Here is a 20,080-nt window from a genome sequence, read left to right on the forward strand (position 1 = left end):
TCACCCTCCCACCAGAGCGGCGACCGCCTGGCCGACCGCCGCCCCGGAGGCCAGGAGACCGACGACGGATCCGGCGTCGGCCAGTGCCGTCCGCAGCCGGGCCAGCCGGCCGGGTCCGGCCGCCCCGGTGTCGGTGATCTCCCCTTCTGTGTCGGCCAGTTGGGCGGTGAGTGCGGTGACCTCCGGGGTTTCCACGACTCTGGCGAGGTCGTCGCGGAGGGTGCGTACGGCGCGCAGCAGTTCCTCCTGTGCCGGGTCCAGGACGGGTGCGCCGCTTCCCTCGTTGTTCGTCACCGTGTTGTGGTCGCCGATGGCGAAGGCACCCTGGACGCTGCCGATGTGGATGCCCCTGCCGCGCTCGTCAGCCGTTGCCACGCTTGGCACTTCCCTTCGATGCGGACTTCGACGCGGACTTCGAGGCGGAGCCGCGCTGAGTAGTGGACCTGTTGGACTGGCCGGGGGCGCCGGTGGTGTTGGAGTTGTTGGAATTGTTGGTGATGGTGTTGTTGTTGCCTACCCCCAGGGCGCCCTGGAAAGACTCGACGTAGGCGCCGCCCGGCGCGACATTGACGACCTTCTGCTCGAATTCCTCGGTGTGGTAGCCGGCGTCGTCCAGCGCGGTGGTCACACCGGCCGCCACCCGCAGCTGAATGGTCTCCAGATAGCGGGCGACGTCCATGTCCTGGAAGAGCGAGGCTTCGCCGTCCGAGCCCAGCTCGCGTACCGAGGCACGGGGGCCGTCCGGCAGCGCACCGCCGTATCCGCCGGTGGCCAGCTGCCAGGTCGACAGCAGGCCGCGCAGCAGCGTGACGACGGCGGTTCCCGCGGACCGGGGGGTGCGGGCCAGCGCCCACACCGCCTTGCCGAAGTGGTTGTGGTGGCGGTAGTGGTGGGCGATCCGGTCGGCGTCCTGGAAGACCTGCCGCAGCGGCCACAGCACATGGGGCGCGACCTCCAGCATCAGCATCCCGCCCTGGGTGTGCACCCGTACGAAGACGGTGGTGACGATGCCCTCGTTCCAGCCGCCGACCCGGATCCGCAGGAAGTGCCGCCGGGGCTCGCCGCCCTCCTCCACCGCCGCGGCCAGATGTTCCGCGCACGCCTCCGGTGCGTACGGCGCCGCCGTACGGGACTTCAGCCCCTCGGCCGGCAGAAAGACACACTCATCGATCTCCAGCTCACGCAGCCGGTCGCGTACCGCGGCCGCCACCTCCGGCGAACCGTGCGGGGACGGCACCCGCAGCGCCGCCACCAGGGGGATGACGCGGTCCAGGATGGCCCTGTTGTCCAGCGGCTCGGTCTCCCGGTCCTCCCGCGGGCGCAGCTCGACCGACAGGGACCAGGTCTTGAACGGGGTACCGGCGCCGCAGAACGGGTTGGCCGCCCGGTACATCACCAGCGGCCCGTGCTGCTCGGTACGCACCCGGTCCCGCAGCCGCCGGAACCGGAAGCCCTCGGCCCGCTCCGCGGGGTCGGACATGGCGTCGGGGAAGCGGTGCTTGGAGAGTTCGCGGGTCAGCGCGTGGGCCCACTGCCCGCGGTGCAGACCGACCATCGTGGCCAGCAGCAGCGGCAGCACCAGGGCGACCCAGGCCCGGAACAGCACCGTGCCCTCGCCGGCCTGGCCCGCGTACGTGGTGTCCAGGCCGCCGTCCAGCGGGCCGCTCCCCCATCCGCTCCCCCATCCGCTCCCCCGTCCGCTGTCCCACCCGCTGTCGCCGAAGGAGCCGGGGTCCGGCATGCCGCCGGTCCAGGCGTCCGGGAGCAGCAGGCTGATCGGCCAGGTCACGGCCATGAGGGGGAGGTCGCCGCCGCACACCGTGACCACCAGCGACACCATGAAGACCAGCAGCGACAGCCGGCCGTACCAGCGCAGCAGGAAGGCGCCGATGCGGGCCGTCCACCACGGGATCGGGGCCCGGGCGACGACGCGGGAGAGGGCGATCATGACGACGGGGGAGAAGTAGACCGCCGCCAGGCCCCCGGACAGGGGGATGGCCACGATCCAGAGCAGCAGGATCCCGGCGGCCCAGGCCAGTTGGAGCCGTCGGGCGCGCAGTGCGTGGGCGAGGACGCGGGCGGCGTCGATACCCAGGGAGGGCGCGGCGAAGCGCTCCTCGTGCACATACAGCTCGTCGATGACGGCGTCGCGGAAACCGTCGTCCATGTACGTGCCGGCGCACAGGAGGCGGGTGGCCTCGCTGGCGCCGGGTGGAGTCGCGGGTAACCCTCGCGGAATGTCGGCGGAGTCCGCCGGATCCTTGCGCAGTGGCGGCCGGCCGTCCGGTTCGCCGGGCTGCTGCGGCACAGGTGTCCGTGTCATCGTTCTCCCCCAACACGCCAACGAGCCACCACGGCAGCCTCATTGGACGAGCACGTCGGACGACCCTGCCGTGGCGCGGAAGCCGCAGCATAGGGGAGAACGCCACTCCGTGTCAGCGCGAATAGACGTGCGGTGACGTAAGGCGGCGGGACCCGCCCGCCGGTGACCGGCGGGCGGGATGCGTCTCAGAGGCGGAACCGCGCCTCAGACGAGGCCGAGAGCTCAGATGAGGCCGAGACCGCGGACGGCCTCGCGCTCCTCCTCCAGCTCCTTCACCGACGCGTTGATGCGCTCGCGCGAGAAGTCGTTGATCTCCAGGCCCTGGACGATCTCGTACGCGCCGTCCTTGGTGGTGACGGGGAACGAGGAGATCAGGCCCTCCGGGACGCCGTAGGAACCGTCCGAGGGGATACCCATGGACGTCCAGTCGCCCTCGGCGGTGCCGTTGACCCAGGTGTGGACGTGGTCGAGGGCGGCGTTGGCGGCCGAGGCGGCGGAGGAGGCGCCACGGGCCTCGATGATCGCCGCGCCGCGCTTGGCGACGGTCGGGATGAAGGTGTCGGCGAGCCAGGTCTGGTCGTTCACGATCTCGGCGGCGTTCTTGCCGGCGACCTCGGCGTGGAAGATGTCGGGGTACTGGGTGGCGGAGTGGTTGCCCCAGATGGTGAGCTTGCGGATCTCGCTCACCGGGGTGCCGGTCTTCTGCGCGAGCTGCGTGATGGCGCGGTTGTGGTCCAGGCGGGTCATCGCGGTGAAGCGCTCGCGCGGTACGTCCGGCGCGGCGGCCTGGGCGATCAGCGCGTTGGTGTTGGCGGGGTTGCCGACGACCAGGACCTTGATGTCGTCCGCCGCATGGTCGTTGATGGCCTTGCCCTGCGGCTTGAAGATGCCGCCGTTGGCCTCCAGCAGGTCGCCGCGCTCCATGCCCTTCGTACGGGGGCGGGCGCCGACGAGCAGCGCGACGTTCGCACCGTCGAAGGCCACGTTCGGGTCGTCCGAGATGTCGATGCCCTGAAGGAGCGGGAAGGCACAGTCGTCGAGCTCCATCGCGGTGCCCTCGGCGGCCTTCAGGCCCTGGGGGATCTCCAGGAGGCGCAGCTTGACCGGCACGTCCGCGCCGAGCAGATGACCGGAGGCGATGCGGAAGAGGAGTGCGTAACCGATCTGGCCGGCGGCGCCGGTGACGGTGACATTGACGGGAGTGCGGGTCATGGCGATCTCCTGCGCGACGTTTTCTGGGGGCAAGCCCCAGACCACCAGGGGTGGCGGTGGGTGTCCCTGCCCATTTATCCAGGTCTCACCGAGGTGTCTTGGTATCGAGAGACCTGGCCGTCAGGCTATCGGACCCCTGCCCGGCGCAGGTGACGGGCCGGTGTGGAACAGCTCACCGGGTGTCGCGGCCACCGGGGATCCCTGCGCGTCGGGGTGGGCGGCCGCCCACATGGAGGGGGGGTGCGGGCGACCGCCGAGTTGTGCCGTACCCGTAGGGGGGTACTGGTCGCATGCCCGGGATCCGGCGGGACATGCCATTCCGTTTCGCGCGCTGTGGCGGGGCGGGTTGAGAGGGCCGACGCGATGGGGGCCCCGGACGGAGTCCGGGGGAGTCTCCTGCCGGGGCGGTGGTCGGGCGACGCATGAGAGGGGCGACGCGAAGCGCCTCCTGCCGGGGCGGTGGTCGGGCGACGGGTGGGCATGTCCTGCGCGGGCGGGACAGCGGGGGCAATCTGGTTACAGCGGTTCCGGAGGTGAGCGTCATGTTGAAGACCGCTATCGGATGGCATGTGGAATTGGAATTCGAGGAGGACAACCACCGCACCCGCGCGGCCGCCCTCGTCCGGCTCCCTGACGGGAGCGAGGTGCGGTCCCATGGGTACGCCAGCCGCCACCCCGCGGATGCGAATCAGCCGAGGGTCGGCGAAGAGGTGGCGGGAGCCAGAGCGCTGAACGAACTGGCGATGAAGTTGCTGACCAAGGCACACGACGAAATCGACGAGGCGTCCGGGCGAACGTCGTATCCGCTGTCGCCCTGAGGGGACGTCGTACCCGCTGTCGCCCTGAGGGGGTGCGTCCTCAAATATCCCGGCGGGAATATCCCCCCGGGCACGCCGCGTTGGCGGCCCGCAGGGGGCCCTCGCGACCCTTAAGGGTTCTGTTCGATTACCCCCTAGGGGTCACCGGCGCCCCCGGCACCGGCTGCGTGCACCCCTTCCGGCCGGCGACCGTCGTCCCGCAGGCGGAGACCTTCGACGCGTCGGTCACCTCGACCATCGGGGTGTACGCGTCGCCGTCCGCCCCGGCGCGGGCCGTGGCGCTGCGGTCGCCCGCGCTGATGGTGGCCTGGTCGCCCTGGGCCGCGGCGGTGATCCGCGCCCAGGCGGCGCGGCAGACCTTGCTGTAGCGGACCTCGATCAGCGCGCCGCCGGCCACGCCCCGGGCCGCGGTGACGGCGTGCTCGTCGGCGCAGCCCTTCTCCTCCGGGTCCTGTCCGGCGCAGTCGGCGCCGGAGCACTTCACCCCGGCGGGCAGCACCGGCTTCTTGCTCGGTGTCGGCGACGGCTTGGGGGCCGCCCTCCCGTCGCTGCCGAATGGATTCAGCAGCAGCACGGCGGCGACGGCGACCAGCAGTGCGCCCACCACGCCGACGCTGAACATCAGCGCCGTACGGCCGCGCCCGGCGGACGGCGGCTCCGGGGCAGGAGCGGCCGGGGCAGCCGGCGGGGTGGTCGCCGCCAGACCGGGGAAGTCCGCGCCGGACGGCGCCTGGTCGCTCCTCGGCTGCGGCGGCTGCGGGGCGGTGGCGACCGGGCCTCCCGCGCTCCGGCCGGGCCGCCCCGCGGCCTTCCAGGTCGGCTTCGGCTCGTCCGGCGACTGGCCGGACTCTCCGAGCGCGGCCCGCGCCTGCGCCACCCGTATCGCCTCCATGGTGACGTCGTGCCGCATCTCCGAACGGCTCCAGGCCCGCTCGGCCAGCTCCCAGAGTGTGGTGAGATGCCCCGGATTGGTGCCGGTGACCTCGGCCAGCGCGACGACGGCGCGCTGCGGCGGCAGCAGCCGGCCGTTGAGGTAGCGCTCCCAGGACGTCTTGCTGAAGCCCGTACGGTCCGCGACGGAGGCCACGCTCAGTCCACTGCGATCCACAAGTCTGCGCAGCTGACTGGCGAACTCCCGCACCTGCGGATCGAGTTCCTCCGGCAGCGCCTTCCAGCGAGCCATGTCGTTCCCCTATCCCCCCGTACGCACACGTTCACACCGTCCGTGTTCATACCGGTTTCTTCCGGTTCGGGTTCTCACGGCGGCCGGCCTCCTATGGCTACCCACGGAGATGCCTTGGGTCAGGATGCCAGTTCCCACGGCGGCGGGCACACGGGGGCATACGGGCACCAACCCTCACCCGTATACGCCCCGCACGCACGCCCCTCTGTCCCGTCGCGCTCCTGGCACCCCACCCCACCACTCAGGTCACGTCCTGGTGAAGCACTCCTCGGCTCCGCCGCCCGCCGGGTAGAAGCACAGCGAGATGCCCTTCGGCCCCCGGGCCACCGCCATCGGCGTCACGAGATACCCCTCGGCGTCGAACCGGTCCTTTACCGTCGCCGAGCGCGGCCGGGCCCCCGGCACCGACACCTCGATACGGTCCCCGATGCGGCCGCTGTGCAGACGTCCCCAGGCCGCGCCGCACGCCGTGCCGTACCGGACCTCAATATGCGCTCCGCCGGCGGCCGTCCGCTCCAGGACCGACGCCACCTGCCCCTCGCCACCGCAGTACATCGACCGCGGATCCTTGCCGTCGCACGCCTGGCCCTGGCAGCCGGTCACCGCGGCGGACGCGGGCGCGGGGCTCCGCCCGTCGCCCCCGTCCCCCGCCCAGAACGCCAGCGCCGCGGCGACCCCCGCCGCACCGATGCACACCCCGGCCGCCACCGGCACCAGCCGGCGCGGCAGCCGCCATGCCGGACGGTCCGGCTTGACGGCGGCCGTCTCCTTTCCGGCATCTTGCGCAGGGACGCCCAACCGGCCCTGCGCGGTGCCCGACAGGCCCTGCGCGGTACCCGACCGGCCCCGTCCGCTCCAGGCCGCGTCCGCCAGCTCCCACAGCGCGACCAGCCGGCCGGACGGCTCCCCCGCCAGCAGGCACAGCGCCACGACCGCGTCCTTCGGCGGCAGCTTCCTGCCGTTGAGATAGCGCTGCCAGGAGGACTTGCTGTAAGGGGTCTTGGCGGCCAGCGCGGCCAGGCTCAGCCCCGTACGCCCCCGCAACTCCCGCATGCCCTCGGCGAGCCGGGCGCTCTCCACCGTGTCGCACAGCTCGCTGCCACTTCCGCTCACCGGCGCAGCACCTTCCATGTGTCGGGGCCCACGATCCCGTCAGCGGGCAGCCCGGCCTTCGCCTGCAAGCGCTTGACGGCGCGCATGGTGTTCTCGCCGACGATGCCGTCCACCGGGCCCGGGTCGTACCCCTGGTGGTGCAACAGACACTGCGCCTCGACAACCTGCCAGCCGGCCATGCCGTTGCCCAGAATCGCCGTACGGGTGCGGCTTCGCCCGGCGTACAGGGCGCCTTCCTTCCGCTGGATGTGACAGGAGTACGTCTCCCCCGGCCGGTGCGAGAACGTCGGCGAGGCATTCGGCGCCCGGCCGGCCGCGGTGACGCCCGCGCCCCGCCCAGTACCGGTGTCGTCCTGCCAAGGGCGGACGACCAGCAGCACCGCACCGGCCACGATGAGCCCGGCCAGCACGCCCAGCGCGGCCAGCCCCAACGGGCCGGCCCACACCTCGCGGCGGCCGGCCACCGCCCCCTCGTCCGGCTGCTCCGTCCGCTCCTCCGGCGGGGCCTCCGCCTCCGGCCGCTGCGCTTCCCACGCCTGCGCCGCGACCTCGTGCAGCGCCAGCAGCCGGGCCGTATCGGCGCCGCAGACCCTCGCCAGGGACTCCACCGCATCGCGCGGCGGCAGCTTCCTGCCATTGAGATAACGCTCCCACGACGATTTGCTGTACGAGGTCTTGACGGCGAGCGAGGCCAGGCTCAGCCCGCTGTGGTCCTTTAACCTCCGCAGCTGTACGACCAGTTGCCGGACTCGCTGATCAAGCGATCCGGGCAGCTCTTTCCAACGCGACATGTTCCACCCCACACGCGTTCGTTATCGTCCCCCGAGGCGTCGCCGCCCCCTCTCCGCCGAATGATGGCGGGCGCTCGACCCCCGGTTCCGCTCGTTACCGTTTCTACCCCCATCGCGACCGATCCGGACAGGTGTACCACCCCCTGACGGGGCCTCGCCCCGTCCCAGATCTCCTCCCTGTTCCCTCCCTGCCCCCACCCCCGTCCCCGTCCCACCGCGACGTCTGGGCCGACGGCGTCCCCGCAGGTCAGAGCCTGGGACGTCCCATCCGGTCCGCACCGGGCCGGATTCCCTGGCGGGTCAACCCCGGCAGGCGGCACAGTCGGTGACGCACCACCGGGCGGCGCGGTCCACCCCGCGCCGCCTCCACCGCTTACGGGGAAACTCCACCGCTTACGGGGAGCCCCACCACTCACGGGGAGGAATTCATGACCATCACCGCAACCCGCCGGCGCATCGGCATCGGCGTCGCGGCGCTCGCCCTCGCGGGCACCGGGATCGGCAGCACCGCGTACGCGGCCGGCAACGGGTCGTCCGCCGCCGGGAAGGCCGAGACGGGCGTCACGGCCAAGGGCGCGGGTGCCTGCCCCAAGGGCTACCTCTGTGTGTGGCCCAAGAAGAACTACAAGGGACGGATGCAGAAGGTCGCGGGGAACAACCGGGACCTCGCCCGCTTCGGCGGCGCGTTCGGCAGCCGGATCTACTCCGTCTACAACCACGGCCGCAGCTGCGATGTGAAGGTCTGGGCCGGCAAGAACTACACGGGCAAGTCCCGGGTCTACAAAAAGGGCACGAAGTTCGTCGACCCGGACGGCGGGGTGATCCACTCCAACAAGTGGATCAACTGCCGCTGACCGGGGCACCGGCCGGCCTGCCGGCGCCGCCGACGGCGGTCCGTCCTCCCTCGGGGGAGAGGACGGACCGCCGTTCGTCGCGCGCGTCAGCCGCCGTTCATCGCGTGCATCGGCCGCCGTTCATCAGCGGTAGGCGTCTCAATCGGCCATTTTCTTCTGCAGGTTGGCGTCCAGCGCGTCCAGGAACTGCTCGGTGGTCAGCCACGGCTGCTCGGGCCCGATGAGCAGCGCCAGGTCCTGGGTCATCTGACCGCCCTCGACGGTCTCGACGCAGACCCGCTCCAGCCGCTGCGCGAACCCGGTGACCTCCGGGGTGTCGTCCAGCTTGCCCCGGTGGGCGAGACCGCGGGTCCAGGCGAAGACCGAGGCGATCGGATTGGTCGAGGTCGCCCTGCCCTGCTGGTGCTGGCGGTAGTGGCGGGTGACGGTGCCGTGTGCGGCCTCGGCCGCCAGGGTCCGGCCGTCGGGCGTCATCAGGACGGAGGTCATCAGGCCGAGCGAGCCGAAGCCCTGGGCGACGATGTCGGACTGGATGTCGCCGTCGTAGTTCTTGCACGCCCAGACATAGCCGCCCGGCCACTTCAGCGCGGCGGCGACCATGTCGTCGATCAGCCGGTGCTCGTAGGTCAGGCCGTTGGCGTCGAACCCGGCCTTGAACTCGGCGTCGAAGACCTCCTGGAAGATCTCCTTGAAGCGGCCGTCGTACTTCTTGAGGACCGTGTTCTTCGTGGACAGATAGACCGGGTAGTGACGGTCCAGGCCGTAGCGGAAAGAGGCGCGCGCGAAGTCGCGGATCGAGTCGTCGTGGTTGAACATCGACAGCGCGACCCCCGCGCCCGGGAAGGCATGGACCTCCAGCTCGATCGGCTCGCCGCCGTCCTCCGGGGTGAAGGTCATGGTGAGGTTGCCGGCACCGGGGACCTTGAGGTCGGTGGCGTGGTACTGGTCGCCGAAGGCGTGCCGCCCGATGACGATCGGTTTGGTCCAGCCGGGGACGAGCCGCGGCACGTTCTCCATGATGACGGGCTCGCGGAAGATCACACCGCCGAGGATGTCGCGGAGGGTGGCGTTCGGCGAGCGGTACATCGCCTTGAGGTTGAACTCCTCGACGCGGGCCTCGTCCGGGATGATGGTGGCGCATTTCACGCCGACGCCGTGCTGCTGGATGGCGTGCGCGGCGTCGATCGTCACCTGGTCGTGCGTCGCGTCACGGTGCTCGATGCCGAGGTCGAAGTACTCCAGCTCGATATCGAGGTACGGGAGGATCAGCTTGTCCTTGACGAAGGACCAGATGATGCGGGTCATCTCGTCGCCGTCGAGCTCGACGACGGGGTTGGCTACCTTGATCTTGGCCATCGGGGTACGTCCCTCTCGCGCTGCGGCCCGGTCGGCGAGATCCGGCGCGCGGCCCACGTGCGAGGCACGTGAGGCAGCACCCTTCGGACTCGTCGAAATATCCCGCCATCAAGCTACTCGAAACGGGACATCCCGCCCGGAGATTCGGCCCGTGGGTCCGGCCGGGAAAGCGCCGGGGTTCCGTGCGCGGCAGCTCGGCGCACAGCGTCCCGGTGCACGGCGTCTCAGCGCACGGCGCCTCGGTGAGCGCCGTCTCAGCGCACGGTGAAGTGCACGATCTCGTCCAGGAACGGGATGTGCAGCCACGGCCTGGGCTGCACCATCATCGCCAGGATCACGATCACAAAGCCCAGCAGCCCGTAAACCGCCATATCGGTGAAGCGGGAACGCACGGCCAGCATCCCCACCGCCGGCAGCGCCCACCGCAGCACCGCACCCGCCAGCAGGGAGAGCCCGATCACCAGCGCCCCGATACGGAACCCGTCGACGGCCACGAGGAGCAGTCCCACCGCGACCCCGCCCATGACGGTGAGCAGCGGCCACTGCCGGGCCGGTGCGGGATAGCCGCCGGAGGCGGCCCGTCCGCCGCCCTCCGGCCGGGCCGTGTCCCGCGTCAGCTGCGGAAAGCGGCGCGAGGAGCGCTGCGGCTCGGACGCTGCGTCCGAATGCGCTTCGGCACCCATGCTGGCAGTCCCTTTCCCGTTCTTCCGGTGTCCTCCGCTGTCCTGCGGTCTCTTCCGGTGGCTTCCGTGGTCTTGCAGTCTCTTCCGGTATTTTCCGCTGTCTTCCGGTGTCTTTCCCTGGTGACCGTACGCCTACCGCTGTGCGGCCCGGCTCAGCCGGCCGCGCGCTCGGCGGCCTCGACGACATTGACCAGCAGCTGGGCGCGGGTCATCGGGCCGACGCCACCCGGGTTCGGGGAGATCCAGCCGGCCACCTCGGCGACGTCCGGGTGGACATCGCCGGCGATCTTGCCGTGCTCGTCGCGGCTGACACCGACATCGAGGACGGCCGCGCCCGGCTTGACGTCCTCGGCCTTGATGATGTGCCGCACACCGGCCGCCGACACGATGATGTCGGCCCGCTTGAGGTGCGCGGAGAGATCGCGGGTCCCGGTGTGACACTGGGTCACCGTCGCGTTCTCGGACTTACGGGTGAGCAGCAGCGGAATCGAGCGGCCGACGGTGATCCCGCGGCCGACGACCACGATGTGCGCGCCCTTGATCTCGACGCCGTGGTGGCGGAGCAGCTGGATGATGCCGTACGGGGTGCACGGCAGCGGACCCTCGACGCCCAGCACCAGCTTGCCCAGGCTCATCGGGTGCAGCCCGTCCGCGTCCTTGGCCGGGTCCATGAGCTCCAGGACGCGGTTGGTGTCGATGCCCTTGGGGAGCGGGAGTTGAACGATGTAGCCGGTGCAGGCGGGGTTGTCGTTGAGCTCCCGGACGACCGCCTCGATCTCCTCCTGGGGGGCCGTCTCCGGCAGCTCACGCTGGATGGAAGCGATGCCGACCTGTGCGCAGTCGCGGTGCTTGCCGTTGACGTACCAGCGGCTGCCCGGGTCGTCACCGACCAGGAGGGTGCCCAGGCCGGGCTGCGCACCCTTGGCCTTGAGCGCCTCGACGCGGGCGACGAGCTCGGACTTGATCGCGGCGGCGGTGGCCTTGCCATCCAGAATCTGGGCAGTCATGGCTCCATCCTCGCGGATGGGGGCGGCACTGTTCCAATCCGAGCACACGAGGCCGCAGTGGCCGGAATTGATCATTGCACTTGCACAACGCCTTGCCGCCGCGACTGGACAGAGTTAACGCACACCTAGAAGGATTGTCGGTCGAGTGCCGCAGGCATCGTCGGGGGCGGGCCAGTGAAACCTGTTTTTCCTCCGAGTCACGGCTGCGTCGTCCCCAACGGAGGAAAGAACCAGATGAGCTTCGGCGATCCGAACAACCCGTACGGCCAGCCGCCGCAGGCGCCGCAGGGCCCGTACGGCCAACAGCCCCCCGTGCCGCCGCAGGCACAGCCGGGCTACGGCTACCCGCAGCAGGCTCCGCCGCAGCCGCAGCAGCCCGGCCAGCCCTACGGCTACCCGCAGCAGCAGGCCCAGCCCGCGGGCTACGCCTACCCGCAGCAGCCCGGACCGTACGGCCAGCCCGGGATGCCGGGGATGCCGGGGATGCCGGGGATGCCGTACGGGTACGCGAGCTGGGGGGCGCGCCTGGGCGCGCGCCTTCTCGACGGGCTGATCGTGATGGTCGTTCCGGGCATCCTGTACATCATCGCGATCATCGTCACGGCCAACACCACGCCGGACACCTCCAGCTGTGGCCAATACGACTACTCGTGCGTGCGCGACGCCGCCGGCCCGCCGGCCTTCGCGATCCTCCTCATGGTGCTGGCCGGCCTGGTCGCCCTCGCCGGCTTCATGGTCCTCATCTCCAGGGAAGGCAGCACCGGCCAGACGCCGGGCAAGAAGGCCCTGAACATCCGGGTCGTCCGCGAGGGCACCGGTGCCCCGCTCGGCTTCGGTACCGCCTTCGGGCGCCAGCTGTGCCACTCCTTCCTGGACAGCGCGCTGTGCTCTCTCGGCTTCCTGTGGCCGCTGTGGGACGAGAAGAGCCAGACCTTCGCCGACAAGATCTGCGGCACCGTCGTCGTCAAGGCCTAGTACGCCGGCGGCGAGGCCGGCCCGACACCCAGCCTCCGAAGGCCCCCTCGCAGTCGCGCGATCGGGGCCTTCGCGCCGCTGTACGGGAGGCGGGGACTCGCCCGACGAGGCCACTGGGCCGTTGGCTACCGTCCTCGTACGACTCTGAATTCCGGTCATGAAGCCCGAAGGACACCGCTCGTGAGCTATCCGAACCAGAATCCCTACGGCCAGCCGCAGGGCCCGCAGCCCGGATACGGCTATCCCCAGCAGCAGCCGTCGCCGTACGGCGCCTTCCCGGGCGGCGGGATGATGCCCGGAGCGCCCGCGCCCTATCCGACCGTCATGCCGGGCGGGGTGAAGGCCGCGCGCGTGATGCTGTTCGTGCTCGCCGGCCTGAACCTGATCGGCCTGGTGGGGGCCGTGGCGCTGCTCGGCAGCGTCAGCAAGGCGTCGAAGAACACCTCGGAGTACGCCAGTTCCGACAGCATCATGGCGATGAACTTCGGCAAGGGCCTGCTGATCGCCGCCATCGTGCTGATCGTGATCTTCACCGGGGCCGCGATCACGCTGGGTGTCCAGTTCGCGAACGGCGGCTCCGGCGTGCGCGTCGGCGCCATCATCTTCGGTGTCGCCAACACCCTGATCAGCTTGATGACGTTCCCCATCGGCCTGGTTCACACCGCCCTCGGGGTCATGATCATTATCTTTGTGTCCAAGGACGACGGCACCGCCTGGTTCAACCGACCGCGTTACTGACGGCCACGGGGCGCAGACACCCGGGCCGGCCGGCGCAGGGCTCTCACCGCACGACGCGGTGAGAGCCTTCGCCGTTTCCGGCGCCGTTGGCCGTTTCCGGCACGTCAGCAGCCCCTCCCGGCATCATCGCCTGATGCCCGCGGTCCTGGCTGGGTGAGGTGTCGGCGGTGATACTCCAGCAGTCCTTGCGGGACTTGGAGACCGCCTACAGCAACTCCACCCGCAGACGGAGAACCCTCGCCCTTCGGGGCGAGGGGAGGAGGTCGACTCAAGAAGTACACGCCGCACGGGAGTTGCGCACCCTGAGAGGTCCGAGGTATCGCGTTCGCGTCGACACCGCCCGCTACGGCAAGGTCATCTTCCTCGCCGTCGCCGGCACGAACAACGGATTCACCAGCGAGGCCAAGGACCACGCCTGGGTCAAGTGGCACTTCACGGGCAGCAGCAAGGACCGCTGGGCCGCCTGAGCCCCGGTGAGAAGTGGACCGGCTACGACTACACGGTCGACGCCGTGCGCTGGAAGAGCCACTGCTGGGCGGCTTCGCCACCACAGCAACGGGGGGACGCACGCGGAGCCCGGCGGAATCATCCGTCGGGCCCGCGCGCGTGACGCTGAGGGAGCGTGCGTGACGGTCGGCAGTACGTACGCCGTGCTCAGGCACCGTCGTGCTGCTCAGCGGAACACGCGTGACGCTCAGTGGAAGAAGTGCCGCGTCCCCGTGAGATACATCGTCACCCCGGCCTGCTCAGCGGCCTCGACGACCTGCTCGTCACGGATCGAACCACCCGGCTGCACAATGGCCTTCACACCGGCCGCGATCAGGATCTCCGGGCCGTCGGGGAACGGGAAGAAGGCGTCGGAGGCGGCATAGGCGCCGCGGGCCCGCTCCTCGCCCGCGCGCTGGACGGCCAGCTTGCAGGAGTCCACGCGGTTGACCTGCCCCATGCCGACGCCGACCGAGGCACCGTCCTTGGCGAGCAGGATCGCATTGGACTTCACCGCACGGCACGCCTTCCAGGCGAAGGCCAGCTCGGCCAGCTCCACGGCGGACAGCGCCTCACCGGTGGCGAGGGTCCAGTTGGCCGGATCGTCGCCGCCGGCCTGCAGACGGTCGGTCGCCTGGAGGAGCGCCCCGCCGTCGACGGTCTTGACCTCGACCGGGTCCGCCGGGGCTCCCGGGGCGCGCAGCACCCGGATGTTCTTCTTGCGGGAGAGGATCTCGACCGCGCCGTCCTCGTAGTCGGGCGCCACGATGACCTCGGTGAAGATCTCGGCGACCTGCTCGGCCATGGCGGCGGAGACCGGGCGGTTGACGGCGATCACGCCGCCGTAAGCCGACACCGGGTCACAGGCGTGCGCCTTGCGGTGCGCCTCGGCGACATCCAGACCGACCGCGATACCGCACGGGTTGGCGTGCTTGATGATCGCCACGCAGGGCTCGGTGTGGTCGTACGCGGCACGGCGCGCGGCGTCCGTGTCCGTGTAGTTGTTGTACGACATCTCCTTGCCGTGCAGCTGCTCGGCCTCGGCGAGGCCGCCCCTGCCGTTGACGTAGAGCGCGGCGCCCTGGTGCGGGTTCTCGCCGTAGCGCAGCACGTTCTTGCGCTCGTAGGTGGTACCGAGGAAGTCCGGGAGGCCGGAATCGTCGTCGGCGGCACCGTATCCCGTAGCGGAGTCGGCGAACCAGGAGGCCACGGCCACGTCGTACGCGGCGGTGTGCTGGAACGCCTCGGCGGCCAGCCGCTTACGGGCGACGAGGTCGAAACCGCCGTCGGCGAGCGCCCTGAGGACATCGTCGTAGCGGGCGGGGTTGACGACGACGGCGACCGACGGGTGGTTCTTGGCGGCGGCGCGGACCATCGACGGGCCGCCGATGTCGATCTGCTCCACGCACGCGTCGGGGGTGGCGCCGGAGGCGACCGTCTCCCGGAAGGGATACAGATTCACGATCACCAGGTCGAACGGCTCCACGCCCAGGTCGGCGAGCTGCTTTTCGTGGTCGGGCAGCCGCCGGTCGGCGAGGATGCCGGCGTGGACCCTGGGGTGCAGGGTCTTGACCCGGCCGTCGAGGCACTCCGGGAAGCCGGTGAGCTCCTCGACCTTGGTGACCGGCACCCCGGCCGCGGCGATCTTCGCGGCCGTCGACCCGGTCGAGACGAGCTGGACACCCGCCGCGTGCAGCCCCTGCGCCAGCTCCTCCAGCCCGGACTTGTCATAGACGCTGACCAGCGCGCGGCGAATCGGCCGCTTGGTTCCTTCGGCAGTGGCGGTCACGAGATACGTACCTTTCGTCCCTCAATGCGGTAGCCGTGCCGGGCCAGACGCCCCACGACCTCGACGAGCAGCGATCGCTCGACTTCCTTGATGCGCTCATGCAGCGCGGATTCGTCGTCCTCGTCCCGGACCTCGACCACACCCTGGGCGATGATCGGGCCGGTGTCGACGCCGTCGTCGACGAAGTGGACGGTGCATCCGGTGACCTTCGCGCCGTACGCGAGCGCGTCGCGCACGCCGTGGGCACCGGGAAAGCTGGGCAGCAGCGCCGGGTGGGTGTTGACGGTCCGGCCGCCGAAGCGGGCGAGGAAATCCTTCCCCAGGATCTTCATGAAGCCGGCCGAGACCACCAGATCCGGCGCGTACGCGGCGGTCGCCTCGGTGAGCGCGGCATCCCAGGCGGCCCGGCTCTCGTAGTCCTTGACCCGGCAGACGAACGTCGGCAGACCGGCCCGCTCGGCACGCTCCAGGCCCGCGATGCCCGCACGGTCGGCGCCGACGGCCACGATCTCGGCACCGTAGGCCGCCGGCCCTTCCTCGGTGATGGCGTCGAGCAGCGCCTGCAGATTCGTCCCGGAACCGGAGACGAGCACGACGATGCGGGCGGGGGCGGGTGGGGCCGGGTGGGGCGGCGGGAGCGGATCCGGGTGGGGCGGCGGGAGCGGGGGTGCCACGTCGGGGTCTTTCTCGCGGGTGGGGCTGCCGGTTTGTACGGTCGTACGAAGCCATGGGTCGCGTAAATACGGGGAACCCTACGAAGGCGCCGACCGTCAGCAACGATACCGGCACACCCGAGCGGCCCCCACGGGACGGGGGCGAGCGCGGGAGGTAGCGTCGGGCATGAGAACGCATGCAGTTCATGGTGATCGACCGCCTGGCCCACCGGCCGGACGGACGGCCAAGACAAGGGGAAGACACACTCCAGATGCCGGTCCGACGCCGCCGCGCGGCCCTCCTCCCTCCCCCAGCTACCGCTGGGTGGTACCCCCAGCCCGTGACCGCCCCCGGGATGGTGCTGCTGGCGCGTGAGCACAGGTCGTCGTCCTCCTCCTCACACTCCCCTTCCCCTGAGTCCGAGGGATCCGGCGGAGCCGGGGAATCGGGCGGGGCCCGGGAATGGGACGGGGCCCGGGAATCGGCCGGCTCACAGGAACCGAGCGGGCCCCGGGAATCGACCGGCTCACAGGGATCCGGCGGGTCCAAGGGAGCCGATGGCGCCGCCTCCCCCGACCCGGACAACCCCTTCGCGCCCCCGCCGGCCGACACCCCCGACCAGGAGTGGCGGCCGCGCCACCCCGCGCCGCACGGCCAGGGACAGCAAGGCGATCAGGACCAGCCTCCGCAGGACGAGCCCGCCCCGACCTGGGGCAGCCAGTGGAGCAGCCGGCAGCCGCGCCGCCAGAGCGGTGGCTTCGGCACCCGGCCGAACGGCCGCGGGCAGCAGGGCGGCGGCCAGAATGGTCCCGGCGGACCGGGCGGACCGGGCGGCCTGCGCTGGGACCCGACCGACCCCGCCCAGCGCCGCGCGCGCTACGCACTGCTCGGCGGCATGTGGTCGTTCTTCTTCGTGCTCTTCAGCCTGCCGGAGATCGCTCTGCTGCTGGGGGCGCTGGCGATCTACTGGAGCATCAGCTCACTGCGCGCCAAGCCCAATTCCGCGAAGACGACCGCGGAGGCGACAACCGCCGCGATGGAGGGCCGCCCGGCCCCGGGCCAGAACCCTGACGGCCCGTCCGCCCCGTACTCCACCCGGCCGCAGACCACCGCGGCCATCGCGGGCCTGGTGACGGCCACGCTGGCGCTGATGATGGTGGCCGCGACGTTCACCCTGCAGATCGTCTACCGCGACTACTTCACCTGCGTGGACGACGCCCTGACCCAACAGGCCAGCAAGTCCTGCGAAAACCTCCTCCCGAAGCAGCTCCGGCCGCTGCTCGGGACGCAGGATTAGGGCAGGGGTAGGTCAGGACAGGGGTAGGGGCGCGCGGAAGTTGGGGCGGCCCCTGGGGCCGAGGCGTATTCCCGGGAACGGGGACACCACCTCGGGCTGTTCGCACACACGCCCCAGGACCCGACCCATCGGACACGGTCTAGCGTGGATCGCCATGACTTCCGAGACATCCGAGACGTCCGGCACGGGCACGGCAGTGGAGACGGAACGCGGGCTGGTCTACGGCCCGAGCGGCCAGCGGCTGGACCTCTACCGCCCGGATACCGCGTCCCGTCCGGCGACGACCGTCCTCCTCTGGCACGGCATCGGGCCGGACGAGCGGGATGTCCTGGAGCCGCTGGCGCACACTGCGGCGACGCGCGGGCTGCTGGTGCTCGTACCGGACTGGCGCTCGGACGCCGCGGACGGCGGCCGGGCACACCTGCTGGAGTCGCTCGCCTTCGCCCGCAAGGAGGCGGGCGGGCCGGGCGGCGACGAGGAGTCGTGCGTACTGGCCGGGTGGTCCGCGGGGGCCGGGGCCGCGCTGGGGGTCGCACAGCGGCCCGAGATCGCGGAGGGGTGGCGGCCGAAGGCCGTGGTGGGTGTGGCCGGCCGCTACGACCTCCCGGCGCGTACCACCGGCACCGCCCCGCTTGACGATCTCGCCGCGGGCATGGCCCCGGCCGTCCCGGTCCACCTCGTCCACGGCAGCCGGGACACGGTCCTGGACCCCCGGCACTCCCGCGACCTGGCGGACGCGCTGCGCGCCACGGGCCGGCCGGTGACCTTCCAGGAGCCGGACACCGACCACGCAGGTGTGATCATGACCGAGTACGACCCGGCGGCGGACCGCTGCGTCCCGACGACCGCCGAACACGCCGTACGGGCGGGCTGGTTGCTGGCCCGGACACTGGCGGTGGCCGGGGCGCGTCCCGAGGTCTGACCGACGGGGCGGACGGCGGGAGTTCGACATTGACGACGGGGTTGGACGGCGGGAGTTCGACGACAGGGCTTGGACAGGACTCGCTCGTCTAGGCCGCATCGGTCTCGTCTTTGGCCTCAGCGGCAACGGGAGCGTCCGCCGTACCGCGAACCTTCGGAGCAGCGGGACCGCGTGTGCCGTCCCCCGGGGCGGGCCTGGCCGACACCGGGGGCCTGGTCGACACCGGGGGCCTGGCGGGCTTCGGGGGTGGGACGGCGACGGGCGTGGCTGCGGGGTACCTGTCCGAGGCGTGGCGTGCGGCGGCAGGCGTGGTCTCCGGCACCGGTGCACGTGTCGCGGTCGTGGCGGGCGCCGCGGACGTCGCCGTCTGCGCGCCCGCCGGAGCCACCCGTTTCGGGCGGCGCTGTGGGAACACGAACCGGCTGCCGCGGTCCGTCGACGGGCGGTCGGTCCGGGTGGCCGTGCGCAGGCGGCCGGCGCGTAGGGCGAGTGCTGCCGGGATGCCGAGCAGTGCCGTCCAGCCCGTTGCCGCGAGGCCCGTGAGCCACCAGCTGGGGCCGAAGTCGGCGAGGGCGCCGCTGCCCAGCGCTCCGCCGGAGAGTGCCGCGAGCGCCGCCATCGCCGCGCCGCAGACGGCGGCCCCCAGGCCGGCCACGGACGCGGTCGCCCGCCATGTGATGGGCTCCTCGGGCGAGCCCGTCGACCGGGCCGCGTACCGGGCGAGCAGGGCCGCCGCGGCCACCGGCACGGCGGCCGCGGCCCAGGTGAGGGGTCGTCCCGCGCCCGCGTCCGGCAGCCCGCCGAGCAGCGGGAAGTGCGGCAGCGCCGGGTAGCCGGACGCGCCCAGCGGTCCGACGGTGCTGCCCGCGCCGACCGTGAAGCCCGGCCCCAGCCCGTACGCGGCGCCCCAGACGGCCGCGTTGGGGAGCAGGGCAAGGCAGAGGAGCACCACTGTGCACAGGCCCGCCCAGTCCGGTGCGAGCTGGCGCAGATCCCGGTGGACCTCGCCGGCGTGCAGGCCGAGCGCGAGGACGGTGAGCAGCGCTCCGCAGGCGAGCAGGGTGAGCGTGGCGGCGGTGGCGGCCCGGAGCGCGACGGCGGGCCGGGCGCCGTGGAGCAGATGGCGTGTCCTGTCCTGGATGGTGGTCAGCGATCGGTGGAGTGGAGGGGGGAGCAGGTCGGCTGCCGTGTTGCCGAGGATGCGCCAGGTGGTGACGGTCAGCGTCGCGGCGGCGGTGCCCGTGACGCCCAGCAGGGCGCTGAACGGGGCGGCGGTCACCGGGCCGGTCGACGCGTAGAGCACCGCACCGCCCGCGACCAGCAGATAGCCGGTCAGCACCGCGCCGAGCAGGGGGCGCGGCCCGGGTCGCGCCGTCACCTCCGCGCCGCTCGCCGCGTCGAGCACGCGTCCGGACCGCGACCCGTGCGCCGCCCCGTCCCGGTCGTCGGGGCGGACGTCCGCCGTCGCCAGGGTGTGCCGGGCGGCCCGGTGCAGCAGCCAGACGGGGAGCACGGCGAGCAGCATCGGGGTCACGTCGAGCGGGGCCGCCGTCCCGGAGAGTGTGGCGTTCCGTACGAGGTCGCCGCCGTGCGCGAGCAGCCAGAGGCCGGCGGAGAGATGCAGGGCCGGGGTCGGGTCGCCGGCCGGGGAGAGCGACGCGACCCAGAGCAGCAGTACGGTGACCGCGAACGCCCCGAGACCGAGGCAGGCGGCCATCACACCGCCGAAGAAGGCGGCGCCGATCGCGGAGGAGCGCTGCGCGACGGTTCGGCCGTGCGAGGAGAAGGTCGGGCCGCGATCAGTCAGTTGGCTCACGGCGCCATGCTGCCAATAACACCCGTTTCGTCGATGTATGCATGATTGTCCGACGTGTCGCGC

General features: G+C 71.6%; 19 protein-coding genes. 7 read left to right on the forward strand and 12 right to left on the reverse strand.

The features are described from left to right. The 3 genes from K9S39_RS17930 to K9S39_RS17940 form a co-directional block, all read right to left on the reverse strand. Positions 1-375 carry a hypothetical protein gene (locus K9S39_RS17930; protein WP_248864373.1) on the reverse strand — a complete coding sequence of 125 codons (375 nt, stop codon included), beginning with the start codon at positions 373-375 and terminating at the stop codon, positions 1-3. Further along, positions 362-2,323, reverse strand: a complete 1,962-nt coding sequence (locus K9S39_RS17935; RefSeq protein WP_248864374.1) for a hypothetical protein — start codon at positions 2,321-2,323, stop codon at positions 362-364. Before K9S39_RS17935 ends, K9S39_RS17930 begins: the two co-directional genes overlap by 14 nt. Positions 2,324-2,545: 222 nt before the next feature. Beyond that, complete coding sequence (locus K9S39_RS17940; RefSeq protein WP_248864375.1) at positions 2,546-3,535, reverse strand: malate dehydrogenase; 990 nt, start codon at positions 3,533-3,535, stop codon at positions 2,546-2,548. 542 nt (positions 3,536-4,077) lie between these two features. On the opposite strand from K9S39_RS17940, the gene K9S39_RS17945 reads away from it, so the two are divergent. Beyond that, complete coding sequence (locus K9S39_RS17945; RefSeq protein ID WP_248864376.1) at positions 4,078-4,353, forward strand: DUF1876 domain-containing protein; 276 nt, start codon at positions 4,078-4,080, stop codon at positions 4,351-4,353. 127 nt (positions 4,354-4,480) lie between these two features. Here the strand turns inward: K9S39_RS17945 and K9S39_RS17950 are convergent, their stop codons facing one another. From K9S39_RS17950 to K9S39_RS17960, 3 genes are all read right to left on the reverse strand, one after another. Beyond that, positions 4,481-5,536: a helix-turn-helix domain-containing protein gene (locus tag K9S39_RS17950; protein ID WP_248864377.1), complete on the reverse strand. Its 1,056-nt coding sequence runs from the start codon at positions 5,534-5,536 to the stop codon at positions 4,481-4,483. Positions 5,537-5,782: 246 nt separating this feature from the next. Next, a complete protein-coding gene (locus tag K9S39_RS17955) occupies positions 5,783-6,649 on the reverse strand; it encodes a helix-turn-helix domain-containing protein (RefSeq protein WP_248864378.1) in 867 nt (288 codons plus the stop codon). Beyond that, on the reverse strand, positions 6,646-7,440 hold the full coding sequence (locus K9S39_RS17960; protein WP_248864379.1) for a peptidoglycan-binding protein: 795 nt from the start codon (positions 7,438-7,440) through the stop codon (positions 6,646-6,648). The genes K9S39_RS17955 and K9S39_RS17960 overlap by 4 nt, the downstream gene beginning before the upstream one ends. 428 nt (positions 7,441-7,868) lie before the next feature. Here K9S39_RS17960 and K9S39_RS17965 point away from each other — a divergent pair, with 428 nt between their 5' ends. Continuing rightward, a complete protein-coding gene (locus K9S39_RS17965) occupies positions 7,869-8,294 on the forward strand; it encodes a peptidase inhibitor family I36 protein (protein WP_248864380.1) in 426 nt (141 codons plus the stop codon). A 138-nt stretch (positions 8,295-8,432) separates the two neighbouring features. Here the strand turns inward: K9S39_RS17965 and K9S39_RS17970 are convergent, their stop codons facing one another. The 3 genes from K9S39_RS17970 to K9S39_RS17980 all read right to left on the reverse strand — a co-directional run bounded on the left by K9S39_RS17970 (position 8,433) and on the right by K9S39_RS17980 (position 11,340). Then, entirely contained in the window at positions 8,433-9,650 is a 1,218-nt protein-coding gene (locus K9S39_RS17970) for an NADP-dependent isocitrate dehydrogenase (RefSeq protein WP_248864381.1), read from the reverse strand. A gap of 254 nt (positions 9,651-9,904) precedes the next feature. Then, the gene (locus tag K9S39_RS17975; RefSeq protein ID WP_248864382.1) at positions 9,905-10,333 is read right to left on the reverse strand and encodes a DUF3017 domain-containing protein; all 429 of its coding nucleotides are present in this window, start codon (positions 10,331-10,333) and stop codon (positions 9,905-9,907) included. A 152-nt stretch (positions 10,334-10,485) separates the two neighbouring features. Further along, entirely contained in the window at positions 10,486-11,340 is an 855-nt protein-coding gene (locus K9S39_RS17980) for a bifunctional methylenetetrahydrofolate dehydrogenase/methenyltetrahydrofolate cyclohydrolase (protein WP_248864383.1), read from the reverse strand. Between the two features lie 234 nt (positions 11,341-11,574). On the opposite strand from K9S39_RS17980, the gene K9S39_RS17985 reads away from it, so the two are divergent. The 3 genes from K9S39_RS17985 to K9S39_RS17995 all read left to right on the forward strand — a co-directional run bounded on the left by K9S39_RS17985 (position 11,575) and on the right by K9S39_RS17995 (position 13,520). Continuing rightward, positions 11,575-12,315, forward strand: coding sequence for an RDD family protein (locus K9S39_RS17985; protein ID WP_248864384.1), 741 nt, complete (start codon positions 11,575-11,577; stop codon positions 12,313-12,315). A gap of 180 nt (positions 12,316-12,495) precedes the next feature. After that, positions 12,496-13,053, forward strand: a complete 558-nt coding sequence (locus K9S39_RS17990; protein ID WP_248864385.1) for a hypothetical protein — start codon at positions 12,496-12,498, stop codon at positions 13,051-13,053. Between the two features lie 167 nt (positions 13,054-13,220). Continuing rightward, positions 13,221-13,520, forward strand: coding sequence for a hypothetical protein (locus tag K9S39_RS17995; RefSeq protein WP_248864386.1), 300 nt, complete (start codon positions 13,221-13,223; stop codon positions 13,518-13,520). 227 nt (positions 13,521-13,747) lie between these two features. Here the strand turns inward: K9S39_RS17995 and purH are convergent, their stop codons facing one another. Next, complete coding sequence (gene purH, locus K9S39_RS18000; protein WP_248864387.1) at positions 13,748-15,328, reverse strand: bifunctional phosphoribosylaminoimidazolecarboxamide formyltransferase/IMP cyclohydrolase; 1,581 nt, start codon at positions 15,326-15,328, stop codon at positions 13,748-13,750. After that, positions 15,325-16,002: a phosphoribosylglycinamide formyltransferase gene (gene purN, locus K9S39_RS18005; RefSeq protein WP_406707963.1), complete on the reverse strand. Its 678-nt coding sequence runs from the start codon at positions 16,000-16,002 to the stop codon at positions 15,325-15,327. The genes purH and purN overlap by 4 nt, the downstream gene beginning before the upstream one ends. 251 nt (positions 16,003-16,253) lie before the next feature. Here purN and K9S39_RS18010 point away from each other — a divergent pair, with 251 nt between their 5' ends. Together K9S39_RS18010 and K9S39_RS18015 are read left to right on the forward strand one after the other, a co-directional pair. Continuing rightward, positions 16,254-17,279 (forward strand): hypothetical protein, encoded by a 1,026-nt coding sequence (locus K9S39_RS18010; RefSeq protein WP_406708145.1) that lies wholly within the window; start codon positions 16,254-16,256, stop codon positions 17,277-17,279. A 154-nt stretch (positions 17,280-17,433) separates the two neighbouring features. Further along, the gene (locus K9S39_RS18015; protein ID WP_248864389.1) at positions 17,434-18,201 is read left to right on the forward strand and encodes an alpha/beta hydrolase; all 768 of its coding nucleotides are present in this window, start codon (positions 17,434-17,436) and stop codon (positions 18,199-18,201) included. 88 nt (positions 18,202-18,289) lie between these two features. Here K9S39_RS18015 and K9S39_RS18020 read toward each other — a convergent pair whose 3' ends face one another. Then, the gene (locus K9S39_RS18020) at positions 18,290-20,017 is read right to left on the reverse strand and encodes a cell division protein PerM (protein WP_248864390.1); all 1,728 of its coding nucleotides are present in this window, start codon (positions 20,015-20,017) and stop codon (positions 18,290-18,292) included. Positions 20,018-20,080: the final 63 nt, after the last annotated feature.

The organism is Streptomyces halobius, assembly GCF_023277745.1.
GTDB lineage: Bacteria > Actinomycetota > Actinomycetes > Streptomycetales > Streptomycetaceae > Streptomyces > Streptomyces halobius.